Origin of the sequence: Erythrobacter sp. QSSC1-22B, assembly GCF_001678665.1 — a bacterium.
Lineage (GTDB): Bacteria > Pseudomonadota > Alphaproteobacteria > Sphingomonadales > Sphingomonadaceae > Qipengyuania.
Map to the genome: position 1 here is coordinate 102,649 of NZ_LZRP01000003.1, position 12,298 is coordinate 114,946.

Sequence of the window (12,298 nt, forward strand, 5' to 3'; positions counted from 1 at the left end):
GAGTTACTTACACAGAGGTAAGTATCAAGGAGCAACCTATGGCCAGCCTCGCGTCTCACCCTTCCGATGAATTCACCCCGAAGGACTGGCGCGTCAAACTGCCCGCGGGAGCGCTCGACCATATCCCCGGCGAGAAGGGCTACCCGCTGGTCGGCCACACCTTCACCCAGCTCTCCGATCCGCACGCCTTTGCCAAGCGGATGTTCGAGACCTACGGCCCGGTCTACAAGGTCCACTCGATGGGTGGCTGGCATGTCGCGCTGATCGGCCCCGAGGCCAACGAGCTGATGCTGTTCGACCGCGGCAAGATCTTCTCCAGCGATCAGGGCTGGAGCCCGGTCCTGCACCGCCTGTTCCCCGGCGGGCTGATGCTGCTCGATTTCGACCATCACCGCGCCGATCGCCGCGCGCTGTCGATCGCCTTCAAGCCCGGTCCGATGCGGCATTATGCCGACAGCCTCAACCGCGGCATCGCCGCGCGGATGGAGGACTGGGGTACGGGGCCGATGCAATTCTACCCCGCGATCAAGCAGCTCACGCTCGATCTCGCCGCCGACAGCTTCATCGGCCTGCCCTTCGGCGAGGAAGCCGACCGGATCAACCAGGCCTTCGTCGACATGGTCCAGGCCTCGATCGCCCCGGTGCGCCGCCCGCTGCCCTTCACCAAGATGAAGAAGGGCGTCGACGGGCGGGCTTTCCTGGTCGACTATTTCACCCGCGAGACGCTGCGCCGCCGCGCCGAAGGGGGCGGGCAGGACATGTTCAGCCAGTTCGCCACCGCCGAATTCGAGGACGGCAGCCTGATGGATGTCGAGGCGGTGGTCGATCACATGAATTTCCTGATGATGGCCGCGCACGACACCATCACCTCTTCCGCGACCTCGCTGGTCTATCTGCTGGCGAAGAACCCCCAATGGCAGGACCGCTTGCGCGACGAACTGACCGCGATCACCGGCGGCGAGGGGCGCGATCTCGCCTATGACGACCTCGGCAAGCCCACGCTGACCGAGATGGCGTTCAAGGAATCGCTGCGGATGATCGCGCCGGTGCCGTCGATCCCGCGCCGCGCGCTGCGCAGTTTCGAACATGGCGGCTACACCATCCCGGCGGGTGCGCGGGTCGGGATCAACCCGCACCTCGTCCACCACATGGCGGAGCATTGGCCCGACCCCGAGCGCTTCGACCCCGAGCGCTTCACCCCCGAACTGGTCAAGGCGAGGCACAAATACGCCTGGGTCCCGTTCGGCGGGGGCGCGCATATGTGCCTCGGGCTGCATTTCGCGTACATGCAGATCAAGGTGCTGATGGCGCATATGCTGACCCGCTACCGGATCGAGGTCGAGCCCGGCTACGATCCCGACTGGCAGGCATGGCCGATCCCGCAGCCCAAGGACGGCCTCAAGATCACGCTTCGGAAGCTCTGAAATCTGCAGCGGGCGAGCCGCTGGATCGTGCCGCCCGGTCAGAAATCGATCGCGATGCCGTCCTTGACCCAGTCGCCATAGCGCGTCGGGCTCAATTCCTCGTCCATTTCCGGTCCCTTGGGCTCGGGTGGAGGCTCATTGGTCCAGTGAGGGGGCTTCTCGAAGCTCTCGGGCCGCTTGGTTGCGCGTTTGTCCATCCCTATCAAATGCGCAGGCTGGCGCGCGGTTTCAAGGGCGGGTAGGGGACCCGCCATGGCCATGCCCCCCGGTTTCCCCGCGCGCCGCTCCGCGCTGCGCCTGCTCGATGCTGTGCTTCGTCGCGGCGAGACGCTCGATATCGCCTTCGGTTCGGCGACCGGCGACGTCCGCCGCTTCGAGGACAAGGCGCTCACCCGCGCCATCGCCAGCGAAGTGCTGCGCTGGCTGGGCGATTTCGATGCGCTGATCGACAGCGCCACCAAGCAGAACCTGCCCCCCGATGCCAAGGCGCGGATGGTGCTGCGCATGATGCTGGCGCAATGGCTGCGGCTCGACACCCCGCCGCATGCCGTGCTCGCCACCGGGCTGCCGCTGCTCGCGGGCGGCCCGCGGCGGCTGGCACATGGTGTATTCTCGACGCTCGAAAAGCGCGAGCTGTTGCTGCCCGACAGACCGACATTGCCGACCTCGGTCGCGGAGCGCTGGGGCGACCGCGCCGAGCCGATCGCGGCGGGGCTGGCCAATCCGCCCCCGCTCGACCTGTCCCTGCGCGATCCTGCGCGCACCGCCGATCTTGCCAATCAGCTCGCCGCCGACAGCCTGATGCCCGGCCAGCTGCGCCTGCCGCGCGGCGCCAGCGTCGAGAAGCTGCCCGGCTTTGCCGAGGGCGAATGGTGGGTCCAGGATCTCGCCGCCTCGCTGCCCGCGCGGCTGCTCGGGTCAGGGGAGGGGCGCCACGCGCTCGATCTGTGCGCTGCACCCGGTGGCAAGACGCTCCAGCTCGCCGCCGCCGGCTGGCAGGTGACCGCGCTCGACATTTCCAAGCGCCGGCTCGAGCTGTTGCGCGACAACCTCAAGCGCACCGGGCTGAAAGCGGGCATCGTCCGCGCCGATGTTTTGACATGGGAGCCCAAGCACAGCTTCGACGCGATCCTGCTGGACGCGCCCTGCACCAGCACCGGCACCGCGCGCCGCCATCCCGACGTGCTCCACCGGATCGGCTCGCGCCAGATTGAGGAAATGGTCGAGCTGCAGGCCGCGCTGCTGGAGCGCGCCGTCGCCTGGCTCAAGCCGGGCGGGACTCTGGTCTATGCGGTATGTTCGCTCGAGCGCGAGGAAGGCGAGGAACAGGCGGCCAAGGTCGATCTGACGCCTGTACCCATCTCCGCCGACGAACTGCCCGCAGGCCTCACGCCCACCGGCGAGGGCTGGCTGCGCACCGATCCCGGCATGCTGCCCGAACTCGGCGGGCTCGACGGCTTCTTCGTCGCCCGCTGGCAGGCTCCCGCCGGCGAGGAACCCGTCTAGGCGTCGGCTTTCAGATACTTCTGGAAGCTCTTGCGCAGCTTCATCAGCTTGGGCGGAATGGTGGCCTGGCAATAGGGATTGCGCTGTCCTTCGCCGCCCCAGTATTCCTGGTGGTAGTCCTCGGCCGGGTACCATTCAGCGGGACCTTCAATGGTCGTGACCGCCGTGCCCGAATGCTCCTCGTTCCAGCGCGCGATCGCGGCCTCTGCCGCTTCGCGCTGGGCATCGTCGAGCGGGAAGATCGCGCTGCGATACTGCGTGCCGACGTCGTTGCCCTGGCGGTTGAGCTGGCTGGGGTCGTGCGTCCCCATGAAGACGTCGAGCAGGTCGGCGAGCGAAATCACCTCGGGATCGAAGCCGACCCGGACCGCCTCGGCATGGCCGGTGGTCCCGCTGCAGACCTCCTTATAGGTCGGATCGGGCCGGTCGCCGCCGATATAGCCGCTCTCGACCTTGGTCACGCCGATGACGTCGTTCATCACTGCCTCGGTGCACCAGAAGCAGCCGCCTGCGATGATTGCCTGTTGGATAGCCATTGTAATCTCCTTTGCCAGCCAGATAGGAAGCCGCCCCGCTCTTGTCATCGGCGCTTGTAATCGGTCGCTTGTCATCGGTGGGCCACGCGGGCAGGGTCGCGGACAGAAAAATTCTGGGAGAGATTCGATGCGTTATCTGCTTGCCGCCTGCGCCACCGCTGCAATGACCACGGCCGCGATGGCCACCCCCGCGATCGCGCAGCACCAGCACGGTGCTGGCGACGCACAACACGCTGCACACGGGGCCTCGCAGCACGCGATGATGACCGCGCTGGCCAGTCCCAACCGCACCGAAGACATGGCGCGCGATGCCTGGCGCCATCCGGCCGAAACGCTCGCCTTCTTCCAGGTCGAACCGGGCATGACCGTGGTCGACTATATGCCCGCGGGCGGCTGGTACACCCGCGTGCTGGTCCCCTATCTGGGGGCGCAGGGCAATTATGTCGGGCTCACACCCGATCCCGCCGCCGCCGACAGCGAGCGGTTTGCCAAATATTTCGGCGGTCTGGCGGGCAATTTCGCCGAGGCCGCTCCGGGCTGGAACCTGTCGGGCGCACCGGTCGCGATCCATGGCTCGCAGGATATTCCCGAGGAGCTCAAGGGCACCGCCGACCGGGTACTGGTGTTCCGCGAGATGCACAATCTGCTGCGCTCCGGGGTGATGTACACCGAACTCACGCGGATCCGCGACCTGCTCGCCGATGATGGCATGCTCGGCATCGTCCAGCACCGCGCCAAGGCCGACGCTCCCGGCGACTACACGCTGGGTGCCAATGGCTATCTGCGCCAGGACGACGTGATCGCGCTGGTCGAGGCGCATGGCTTCGAACTGGTCGACACCAGCGAGATCAACGCCAACCCCACCGACACTGCCGATCACGAAGGCGGCGTGTGGCAATTGCCCCCGTCGTGGAGCGGCAAGAAGCCCGAGCTGGAAAATATCGGCGAGAGCGACCGGATGACGCTGCTGTTCCGCAAGCGCTAGGGCGCGCTACCGGTAGACTTCGGCGCTTGCGCGAAATAAGCGCAGGCCATGCGCACGCTCACCATCGCAATCCTCCAATTGCCGCTCGCCGATCCCGACGAGGCGCGCAACATCGCCGCGGTTGCCGCGCTGGTGGAGGAGGCGGCGGGCAAGGGCGCGCAGGTGATCCTGCCGCCCGAGCTTTTCGCGGGCGAGTATTTCTGCCGCGAGGAGGACGAGGCGCTGTTCGCCCGCGCCCGCCCGACTGCCACGCACCCCTCGGTGCTCGCCATGCAGGAGCTCGCCGCGAAGCATCGCGTCGTCATCCCGACCAGCTTCTTCGAGCGCGACGGCCACCACTATTACAACACGCTGGCGATGATCGGCCCCGATGGCGCCATCATGGGGACCTATCGCAAGAGCCATATCCCCGACGGGCCGGGCTATGAGGAAAAATACTATTTCCGCCCCGGCAACGATGGTTTCAAGGTCTGGGACGTGCCTTGCACCGGCGGGACCGCCACCATCGGCGTCGGCGTGTGCTGGGACCAGTGGTATCCCGAATGCGCGCGGGTGATGGCCCTGAAGGGCGCCGAGGTGCTGTTCTACCCCACCGCCATCGGCTCCGAACCCTATGATTCCGAGCTCGACACCAGCCGGATGTGGCGCCGCGCGATGGTAGGCCATGCGGTGTCGAACTGCATGCCGGTGGCCTCAGCCAACCGCATCGGCGCCGAAGGGCCCGCAGATCGCGCGCAGCGCTTCTACGGACACAGCTTCATTTGCGACGAATGGGGCGATCTGGTCGCCGATTACGGCGCCAGCGAAACCGGTGTGCTGGTGGCCACGCTCGATCTCGACCGCGCGGCGACCCACCGTGCCGGGATGGGCTTCTTCCGCGACCGCCGACCGCAGCTTTACACCCGCATCTGCGAGGATATCTGATCGCGCGCGCCGGGGTGAGCCATCGCTATCTGCTGGCGCTGGGATCGAACATGCGGGTGTCGGGCGTGGGGCCGCCGCGGGCGGTGCTGCGGGCGGCGATGGAGGCGCTGGCGGAGCGGAAGGTTGCGCTGCTGCGGCGCTCGCCGATCATCGACAGCGGCCCGCTCGGCCCGGCGCTGCGCCGTTACGCCAACGCCGCGATGCTGGTCGAAACGACCCGCGAGCCGCCGGCCATGCTCGCCCTGATCGCCGAGGTCGAACACGCCTTCGCCCGCCGCCGCTCGGGCCAGCGCTGGCGCGCACGAACGCTCGACATCGACATCGTGCTGTGGAGCGGCGGGCTGTGGCTTTCCCGCGATCTCACCATCCCTCATCCGCGCTTTCGCGAGCGCGCCTTCGTGCTTGGCCCGGCGCGCAGCGTGGCGCCCGAATGGATCGACCCGCTGACCGGCGCGAGCCTTCGCCAACTCGATGCGCGCTTGACCCGGCCCCGCCCGCTGCCTAGGTGACGCGCCCGTGCCGGACACACCGGCCACCAACGCGTGCGTGCGGGCCCTTAGCTCAGTCGGTAGAGCAACTGACTTTTAATCAGTAGGTCGCTGGTTCGAACCCAGCAGGGCTCACCACTTTTTCCCGCGGCTGTTGTCCTCGGACTTCGTGGTCTTGCGCTCAATGGCGCAGGAACGGCGCCAGCGGCCCCAACGCTTGGCTTGCGCTTTGTGCAACTCAGACGGCGCGGTTTCAGTTAGGTTCGAAAATGACTTGGGCCTATGGGTTCGTCATGTTCGATGCCTTCGACGCCCTTCTTTTGGCTCGCATCCAGTTCGCCTTCACGGTGAGCTTCCACTTCATATTTCCGGCGTTCTCGATCGGGCTGGCGAGCTATCTCGCGGTGCTCGAGGGGCTGTGGCTGAAGACCGGCAAGCCGATCTATCTCGATCTGTTCAAATTCTGGCTCAAGATCTTCGCGATTACCTTTGCCATGGGCGTCGTCTCGGGCATCGTGATGAGCTACCAGTTCGGGACCAACTGGTCGGTCTTCTCCGACCGCGCCGGGCCCGTCATCGGTCCGCTGATGGCCTATGAGGTGCTGACCGCCTTCTTCCTCGAGGCCGGGTTCCTCGGCGTCATGCTGTTCGGGATGAACAAGGTCGGCAGGAAGCTGCATTTCGCCGCCACACTGATGGTTGCGGTCGGCACCTTCATCTCCGCCTTCTGGATCCTTTCGGTCAACAGCTGGATGCAGACTCCGGTCGGCTTCGAGATGGGCGCCAACGGGCAGTTCCTCCCCGGCGACAGCTGGTGGACGATCGTCTTCAACCCCAGCTTCCCCTACCGGCTCGCGCACACGCTGCTCGCGACCTATCTCACCACCGCCTTCGTGGTCGGCGGTGTGGGCGCCTGGCACCTGCTGCGCGACAAGACCAATCTCCACGCGCGCAAGATGTTCTCGATGGCGCTGTGGATGGCGGCGATCGTCGCCCCGATCCAGATCTTCGCCGGCGACCTGCACGGGATCAACACGCTCGAGCACCAGCCGCAAAAGGTCATGGCGATGGAGGGGCATTACGACAGCCACCCCCAGGGTGCGCCGCTGATCCTGTTCGGCATTCCCGACAGCGAGGAGAAGCGGGTCAAATATGCGGTCGAGATTCCCAAGCTTTCCTCGCTGATCCTCAAGCACGATCTGAACGCCCCGCTCGCCGGGCTCGACACCATTCCTGACGACGAGGAACCCCCGGTCGGGATCGTGTTCTGGTCCTTCCGGATCATGGTGGGCATCGGCTTCGCCATGCTCGGCATGGGGATGTGGAGCCTGTTCGCGCGCTGGCGCGGCAAGCTCTATGACTGGCCGCTGCTGCACCGCGCCGCGCTGGTGATGGCGCCGTCGGGCTTTGTCGCGGTGCTCGCGGGCTGGATCACCACCGAGGTCGGCCGCCAGCCATGGGTAATCTACAATCTGATGCGCACCGCCGATGCCGCCAGCCCGCTCGATGCGCCCGCGGTCGGCGCTTCGCTGGTGGCTTTCGTACTGGTCTATTTCAGCGTCTTCGGCGCTGGCACGTGGTATATCCTGCGGCTGATGAACCAGACGCCCCACACCGGCGAGAAGGGGGTCAAGCGCGGCGACACCGGGCCGATCCGCACGGCGGGCATCACTCCCGGTCCGACGCAGAACCCCGGCCATGCCGAGACGCTGCCGCGCAATCGCGGGGAGACCGAGTGATGGCGGTGAATGTCGATCTTACCACCGTCTGGGCCTTCATCATCGCCTTCGCGGTCTTCGCCTATGTGGTGATGGACGGGTTCGACCTGGGCATCGGGATCCTGTTTCCGACTTTCGAGGTCGGTCCCGAACGCGACCGGGCGATGAACTCGATCGCGCCGGTCTGGGATGGCAACGAGACTTGGCTGGTGCTGGGTGGCGGCGGGTTGTTCGCGGCCTTTCCGCTGGCCTATGCGGTGATCCTGCCGGCGACCTATCCGCTGATCATCGCGATGCTGCTGGGGCTGGTGTTCCGCGGCGTGGCGTTCGAAGCGCGCTGGCGCGATCCGGGCCACCGGCGATACTGGGACGCCGCCTTCACCGGTGGCAGCATCGTCGCGGCGATGGCGCAGGGGATGACGCTGGGTGCGCTGCTGCAGGGGATCGAGGTGGTCGACCGTGGCTATGCCGGCAGCTGGCTCGACTGGCTGACGCCCTACACGCTGCTGACCGGCGTCGGCACCGTGGCGGGCTATGCGCTGCTGGGCGCGGCGTGGCTGGTCTGGAAGCTCGACGGGCCGAGCCAGGAGCACAGTCGCAGGCTGGCGAAGCGCGCCGCCTGGGCCACCTTCATACTGATGGGCGCGGTCTCGCTCTACAATCTGCTGCTCAATGTCGAGTATGCCGAGCGGTGGCTGAGCGCGCCGGAGATCTATTACGCTGCGCCGATCCCGATCCTGACGGCAATCTTCGCGGTGATGCTGCTGCGCGCGCTTAGCGTCGAACGCCATAGCAAGCCGTTCTGGCTGGCGCTGGCGCTGTTCTTCCTCGGGATGGCGGGGCTCGGCGTGACCATGTGGCCCTATGTCGTGCCGCCGGGGATCACGATCTGGGATGCCGCCGCGCCCGAGCGCAGCCAGATCTTCATGCTGATCGGGGTGGCGATCACCATGCCGCTGATCATCGGCTACACTGCCTGGGCCTATTGGGTGTTCCGCGGCAAGGTCGGCCACGAAGGCTACCATTGATGGCGGCCCCCGAAGAACGGCCCCAAGAGAGCCCGCTGTGGCAAAGGCTGAGCTGGATGGCGGCGATCTGGCTGGCGAGCATCAGCGTGCTGGGGGCGGTGGCCATGGTGATCCGTTTCTGGCTGAACGGCTGAAATCTCGAGTCCCTAGGGCCTTTGCAACCTGCGAGCCTTGTGCAATCGCGCTGCCATGATCCCCGCACTCACCTGCAAACCGCGAGGCGCGATCCAGCCATGAGCGCAGCACGGCTCACGATCTTCGCGCGCTGGCCCGAGGCGGGGCGGGCGAAAACCCGGCTGATCCCGGCGCTGGGGGCTGAGGGCGCCGCCGCGCTCTACCGTCGCCTGCTTGAACACACGCTGCGCGAGGCGCGTGCCAGCGGGTTGCCACTCGAGCTGCGCGTGACCGGGGGCGAACCCGCGCGGTTTCACGATTGGCTGGGCGGCGATCTGGCGGTGGTCGATCAGGGCGAGGGCGATCTGGGCGCGCGGATGGCGCGGGCCGCGGCGCCCGCGATCCTCATCGGCAGCGATTGCCCCGATTGCGACGCGGCCATGCTGCGCCGCGCGGCGACCGCGCTGGAGCGTGCGCCCGCGGTGGTGGGTCCGGCCAGCGACGGCGGCTATTATTTGCTCGGCATGACCCGGCCGATGCCCTTCCTGTTCCACGAGATGGCATGGAGCACCGAAGCGGTGCTTGCCGAAACCCTGCGCCGCTTCGGCCTGCAGGGGATCTCGCCCGCGATGCTGCCCGAGCTTGGCGATATCGATACGCCCGCCGATCTCGCGCGCTTTCCGCGGTTCGCGCAATGAGCGTCACCCTGGTGATCGTAGCGCTCGACGAGGAGCAGGCGTTGCCCGCGCTGGTCGAGCGGCTTGCTGCGCTCGATCCGAAACCGGCGGAAGTCCTGCTGGTCGATGGCGGGAGCATGGACGGCACGGCCGAGATCGCGCGCCGCGCCGGCTGGCGGATTCTGGCGGCCGAGCGGGGGAGGGCGCTGCAGATCAATCTCGGGGTCAAGGCGGCGCGGAGCGATCTGGTCTGCGTGCTCCATGCCGACACGCTGCCGCCCACCGATATGGTCGCGGTGGTCGAGCAGACGCTGGCCGACCCGAACCTCGCGCTGGCCAGCTTCACCCCGGTGATCCGCGGGCCGCAGGGGACCCGCTGGGTCACCACCGCACACAATTGGGCCAAGACCTGGTACGCGCCGCTGCTCACCCGCCCGCACCTGTTCTTTCAGGGAGTGCGGCTGCTGTTCGGCGATCACGCGATGTTCTTCCGCCGCGCCGAATTTCTCGCGCTGGGGGGCTGCAACCCCGGCGACACGGTGATGGAAGAGGCCGATCTGTGCGTCAAATTTGCGCGGTTGGGGCGGATCCGGATGGTCCCGCGCATGATCGAAACCTCCGACCGCCGCATTGCCGCCTGGGGTCCGCTCAAGGCGAACTGGATCTATTTCAAGGTCGGAATGCTCTGGGCCTTCGGCTTGCGCAGCCGGATGGCGAAGCATTACCCGGACGTACGCTGAGGCGCGTCCACTCGCTTATTCCGCCGGCAGGAAGCCTACCGCGATGCAGTGGTCGATCAGCGTCCGGATATAGGCTTCGCCGGTCGGGGGGCAGGGGCGGCCGGTGAGGGTGCGGAAGGCGGTGTCGTCGAAGCGCGGGTCGCGCTGGAAATAGCTGGCGTAGAGCCCGGCGATGCGGCGGAACAGGCGGCGCTCGAGCGGGGCGAGAGCGGCTGGGTCGAAGCTTGCGGGCGGCACCAGCGCGGGCTGGTGGAAATGCGGATAGGACCCGATCGCGGCGGCGAAGCGCTCGACCGGGAGCGGCTGCCCCGAGACGAGGTGGAACGTGCCGCCCTTCGCGGCCGCCATCCGCTCGGCGATGGCGACCACGCCGTTTGCGACATGATCGATGGGCACGAAATCGAGCGTCGCGCCGGGGGTCGCGGGCATGGCGCGCACCCGGCCTTCGGCGATCAGCTTGAAGGCGGTGTAGGTGGTGTCGAACTGGCGGATCGCGCCGCTCGCGCTGTCGCCCAGCACGATCGCGGGGCGCGCAATCGCCCAGCCGAGACCGCTGGCGCGCACCAGCCGCTCGCCCGCCGCCTTGCTCGCCTCGTAGCCATTGGCAAAGCCGCTCTCGGGCAGCGGATCGTCCTCGCGCACCACGCCGTTGCGCGTGCCGCAGACATAGGCGGTGCCGATGTGGAGATAGGCCATGCCGCCCGCCTCGGCCAATGCCAGCGCATGGCGGGTGCCCTCGACATTGACGCTGCGGTAATCGGCTTCGTCGAGATCGAAGCGCACCGTCGCGGCGCAATGGATCAGGAGCTCGTGCGAGGCTGCAATCGCCGCGAACTGCGCCGCATCCCAGCCGAAGCGCGGCAGCGAGACATCGCCCGCCACGGTCTCGGCGACCGTGACCGGCGCGCCGTCATTGGCGCGGATATCGCGATTGGTGTGGACCAGCGCGGTGACGCTGTGCCCGGCGGCGACCAACAGCCTGCACAGCTCGCCGCCGAGCAGGCCGGCGGCACCGGTGACGAGTATCTTCATCGCCGCGCGCTCAGCAGCAGGGGGCGGCGGGCTGGGGATCGCCGCCGATCGCGCCGAAGGGCACCGCCACGCCGCAATCGGGGAACACCCCGTAATGGGTCGAAAAATCCCCGATGAAGTCGAAATGGTCGGCAAACCGCGTGGCGGCGAGCATCAGCCAGCTGTTGCCGCAGATCGGGAACACCCGCCCCGCCTCGATATGGTGGTGGCCATCGAGTTCGAAGACCCGCTCCTGCCCCGCAACGGTGCCCTTGTAGCGCACCGCCTGGCCATAGTCCTCGCACTGGCTTTCCAGCTCTTCGAGCTTGAACAATCGGTAGGTGGCCGAGTGGAAGGCGATGCCCGCGAGCTTGTCCTGAAGCGCGGGATCCTCGATCCCGAGCGGGCGGCTGGTGACCAGCCGCGGATCGCGAAAGCCCGCCGATTTGGCCAGCGCGACGAAATCGCCCCAGTAGAGCGCTCCCGAGAGGCATTCGCCATGCAGCACCGGGTCCTCGCGCAAAGGCTCGGGCACGCGGCGCTCGGCATAGACATCGGAGAAATAGAGCTCGCCGCCGGGCTTGAGCAGCCGCCATGCGGCGTCGAACACGGCGCGCTTGTCGGCCACCAGATTGATCACGCAATTCGACACGATGACGTCGAAATGCCCCTCGGGCAGGTCGAGCTCGAGCAGCTTCTCGATATCGCCCTCGAGGAAGCGTGTGTTGGCCTGCGCATAGCCGAAGCGCTCCCGGTGCCAGTCCTCGTGGCGGCGGGCGACTTCGAGCTGTTCGGGGGTGGCATCGATCCCGGTGACCGAACCCGCCTCGCCGACCATCTGCGCCAGCACATAGGCGTCCTGTCCGCTGCCCGAGCCCAGATCGAGGACATGGCAGCCGGCAATCGCCTGCGGTGCGACCAGCCCGCAGCCGTAATAGCGCGCGCGGACATCCTCGTGGACATTGCGCAACGCGGCCAGCATCGCGGGCGGCGGCGCCTCGGCGGTGCAGCACGCATCGGTCCTGAGATCGGCGGAGCTGGCGAGCACCTTGCCGTAATAATCCTGCGAGTTCTCGAGATTCATCGGGTGTGCGGGTCCTGCCGTCGTGAAGAGGGGCTTCGGGCTCGCTTTGTCAGCATAATCGGC

The 12,298-nt window shown here is 67.2% G+C and carries 14 protein-coding genes and 1 tRNA gene; 11 read left to right on the forward strand and 4 right to left on the reverse strand.

Annotation, left to right across the window (positions count from 1 at the left end):
- Positions 1-38 precede the first annotated feature (38 nt).
- Positions 39-1,424: a cytochrome P450 gene (locus tag A9995_RS06485; protein ID WP_067610574.1), complete on the forward strand. Its 1,386-nt coding sequence runs from the start codon at positions 39-41 to the stop codon at positions 1,422-1,424.
- Positions 1,425-1,462: 38 nt separating this feature from the next.
- Here A9995_RS06485 and A9995_RS06490 read toward each other — a convergent pair whose 3' ends face one another.
- The gene (locus tag A9995_RS06490; RefSeq protein ID WP_082992530.1) at positions 1,463-1,621 is read right to left on the reverse strand and encodes a DUF1674 domain-containing protein; all 159 of its coding nucleotides are present in this window, start codon (positions 1,619-1,621) and stop codon (positions 1,463-1,465) included.
- Between the two features lie 55 nt (positions 1,622-1,676).
- Here A9995_RS06490 and A9995_RS06495 point away from each other — a divergent pair, with 55 nt between their 5' ends.
- Positions 1,677-2,930 carry an RsmB/NOP family class I SAM-dependent RNA methyltransferase gene (locus tag A9995_RS06495; RefSeq protein WP_067610578.1) on the forward strand — a complete coding sequence of 418 codons (1,254 nt, stop codon included), beginning with the start codon at positions 1,677-1,679 and terminating at the stop codon, positions 2,928-2,930.
- On the opposite strand, the gene msrA is transcribed toward A9995_RS06495, so the two are convergent.
- The gene (gene msrA / locus A9995_RS06500) at positions 2,927-3,466 is read right to left on the reverse strand and encodes a peptide-methionine (S)-S-oxide reductase MsrA (protein WP_067610580.1); all 540 of its coding nucleotides are present in this window, start codon (positions 3,464-3,466) and stop codon (positions 2,927-2,929) included. The two genes, A9995_RS06495 and msrA, sit on opposite strands and share 4 nt — an antisense overlap.
- A gap of 127 nt (positions 3,467-3,593) precedes the next feature.
- Here msrA and A9995_RS06505 point away from each other — a divergent pair, with 127 nt between their 5' ends.
- The 9 genes from A9995_RS06505 (at position 3,594) to A9995_RS06545 (ending at position 10,140) form a co-directional block, all read left to right on the forward strand.
- Positions 3,594-4,451 carry a class I SAM-dependent methyltransferase gene (locus A9995_RS06505; protein ID WP_067610582.1) on the forward strand — a complete coding sequence of 286 codons (858 nt, stop codon included), beginning with the start codon at positions 3,594-3,596 and terminating at the stop codon, positions 4,449-4,451.
- 48 nt (positions 4,452-4,499) lie between these two features.
- The gene (gene aguB / locus A9995_RS06510) at positions 4,500-5,375 is read left to right on the forward strand and encodes an N-carbamoylputrescine amidase (protein WP_067610584.1); all 876 of its coding nucleotides are present in this window, start codon (positions 4,500-4,502) and stop codon (positions 5,373-5,375) included.
- A 14-nt stretch (positions 5,376-5,389) separates the two neighbouring features.
- Positions 5,390-5,884, forward strand: a complete 495-nt coding sequence (gene folK, locus A9995_RS06515) for a 2-amino-4-hydroxy-6-hydroxymethyldihydropteridine diphosphokinase (protein WP_082992531.1) — start codon at positions 5,390-5,392, stop codon at positions 5,882-5,884.
- 41 nt (positions 5,885-5,925) lie between these two features.
- Positions 5,926-6,001, forward strand: a tRNA-Lys gene (locus A9995_RS06520).
- 155 nt (positions 6,002-6,156) lie between these two features.
- Positions 6,157-7,602 (forward strand): cytochrome ubiquinol oxidase subunit I, encoded by a 1,446-nt coding sequence (locus tag A9995_RS06525; RefSeq protein ID WP_067611006.1) that lies wholly within the window; start codon positions 6,157-6,159, stop codon positions 7,600-7,602.
- Positions 7,602-8,609 (forward strand): cytochrome d ubiquinol oxidase subunit II, encoded by a 1,008-nt coding sequence (gene cydB / locus A9995_RS06530; protein WP_067610586.1) that lies wholly within the window; start codon positions 7,602-7,604, stop codon positions 8,607-8,609. Before A9995_RS06525 ends, cydB begins: the two co-directional genes overlap by 1 nt.
- On the forward strand, positions 8,609-8,743 hold the full coding sequence (locus A9995_RS06535) for a DUF2474 domain-containing protein (protein ID WP_067611008.1): 135 nt from the start codon (positions 8,609-8,611) through the stop codon (positions 8,741-8,743). The genes cydB and A9995_RS06535 overlap by 1 nt, the downstream gene beginning before the upstream one ends.
- 99 nt (positions 8,744-8,842) lie before the next feature.
- Positions 8,843-9,421: a TIGR04282 family arsenosugar biosynthesis glycosyltransferase gene (locus A9995_RS06540; protein ID WP_067610588.1), complete on the forward strand. Its 579-nt coding sequence runs from the start codon at positions 8,843-8,845 to the stop codon at positions 9,419-9,421.
- Positions 9,418-10,140 (forward strand): glycosyltransferase, encoded by a 723-nt coding sequence (locus A9995_RS06545; protein ID WP_067610590.1) that lies wholly within the window; start codon positions 9,418-9,420, stop codon positions 10,138-10,140. The genes A9995_RS06540 and A9995_RS06545 overlap by 4 nt, the downstream gene beginning before the upstream one ends.
- Positions 10,141-10,155: 15 nt before the next feature.
- Here the strand turns inward: A9995_RS06545 and A9995_RS06550 are convergent, their stop codons facing one another.
- Together A9995_RS06550 and A9995_RS06555 are read right to left on the reverse strand one after the other, a co-directional pair.
- The gene (locus A9995_RS06550) at positions 10,156-11,172 is read right to left on the reverse strand and encodes an SDR family oxidoreductase (RefSeq protein WP_067610593.1); all 1,017 of its coding nucleotides are present in this window, start codon (positions 11,170-11,172) and stop codon (positions 10,156-10,158) included.
- Between the two features lie 10 nt (positions 11,173-11,182).
- The gene (locus tag A9995_RS06555) at positions 11,183-12,235 is read right to left on the reverse strand and encodes a methyltransferase domain-containing protein (protein WP_067610594.1); all 1,053 of its coding nucleotides are present in this window, start codon (positions 12,233-12,235) and stop codon (positions 11,183-11,185) included.
- Positions 12,236-12,298 lie beyond the last annotated feature (63 nt).

What these genes read in the sequence shown, in the direction of transcription:
- A9995_RS06485 (WP_067610574.1), top strand. Translation starts at nt 39, where the DNA reads ATGGCCAGCCTCGCGTCTCACCCTTCCGATGAATTCACCCCGAAGGAC.
- A9995_RS06490 (WP_082992530.1), bottom strand. Translation starts at nt 1,621, where the DNA reads ATGGACAAACGCGCAACCAAGCGGCCCGAGAGCTTCGAGAAGCCCCCT.
- A9995_RS06495 (WP_067610578.1), top strand. Translation starts at nt 1,677, where the DNA reads ATGGCCATGCCCCCCGGTTTCCCCGCGCGCCGCTCCGCGCTGCGCCTG.
- msrA (WP_067610580.1), bottom strand. Translation starts at nt 3,466, where the DNA reads ATGGCTATCCAACAGGCAATCATCGCAGGCGGCTGCTTCTGGTGCACC.
- A9995_RS06505 (WP_067610582.1), top strand. Translation starts at nt 3,594, where the DNA reads ATGCGTTATCTGCTTGCCGCCTGCGCCACCGCTGCAATGACCACGGCC.
- aguB (WP_067610584.1), top strand. Translation starts at nt 4,500, where the DNA reads ATGCGCACGCTCACCATCGCAATCCTCCAATTGCCGCTCGCCGATCCC.
- A9995_RS06525 (WP_067611006.1), top strand. Translation starts at nt 6,157, where the DNA reads ATGTTCGATGCCTTCGACGCCCTTCTTTTGGCTCGCATCCAGTTCGCC.
- cydB (WP_067610586.1), top strand. Translation starts at nt 7,602, where the DNA reads ATGGCGGTGAATGTCGATCTTACCACCGTCTGGGCCTTCATCATCGCC.
- A9995_RS06535 (WP_067611008.1), top strand. Translation starts at nt 8,609, where the DNA reads ATGGCGGCCCCCGAAGAACGGCCCCAAGAGAGCCCGCTGTGGCAAAGG.
- A9995_RS06540 (WP_067610588.1), top strand. Translation starts at nt 8,843, where the DNA reads ATGAGCGCAGCACGGCTCACGATCTTCGCGCGCTGGCCCGAGGCGGGG.
- A9995_RS06545 (WP_067610590.1), top strand. Translation starts at nt 9,418, where the DNA reads ATGAGCGTCACCCTGGTGATCGTAGCGCTCGACGAGGAGCAGGCGTTG.
- A9995_RS06550 (WP_067610593.1), bottom strand. Translation starts at nt 11,172, where the DNA reads ATGAAGATACTCGTCACCGGTGCCGCCGGCCTGCTCGGCGGCGAGCTG.
- A9995_RS06555 (WP_067610594.1), bottom strand. Translation starts at nt 12,235, where the DNA reads ATGAATCTCGAGAACTCGCAGGATTATTACGGCAAGGTGCTCGCCAGC.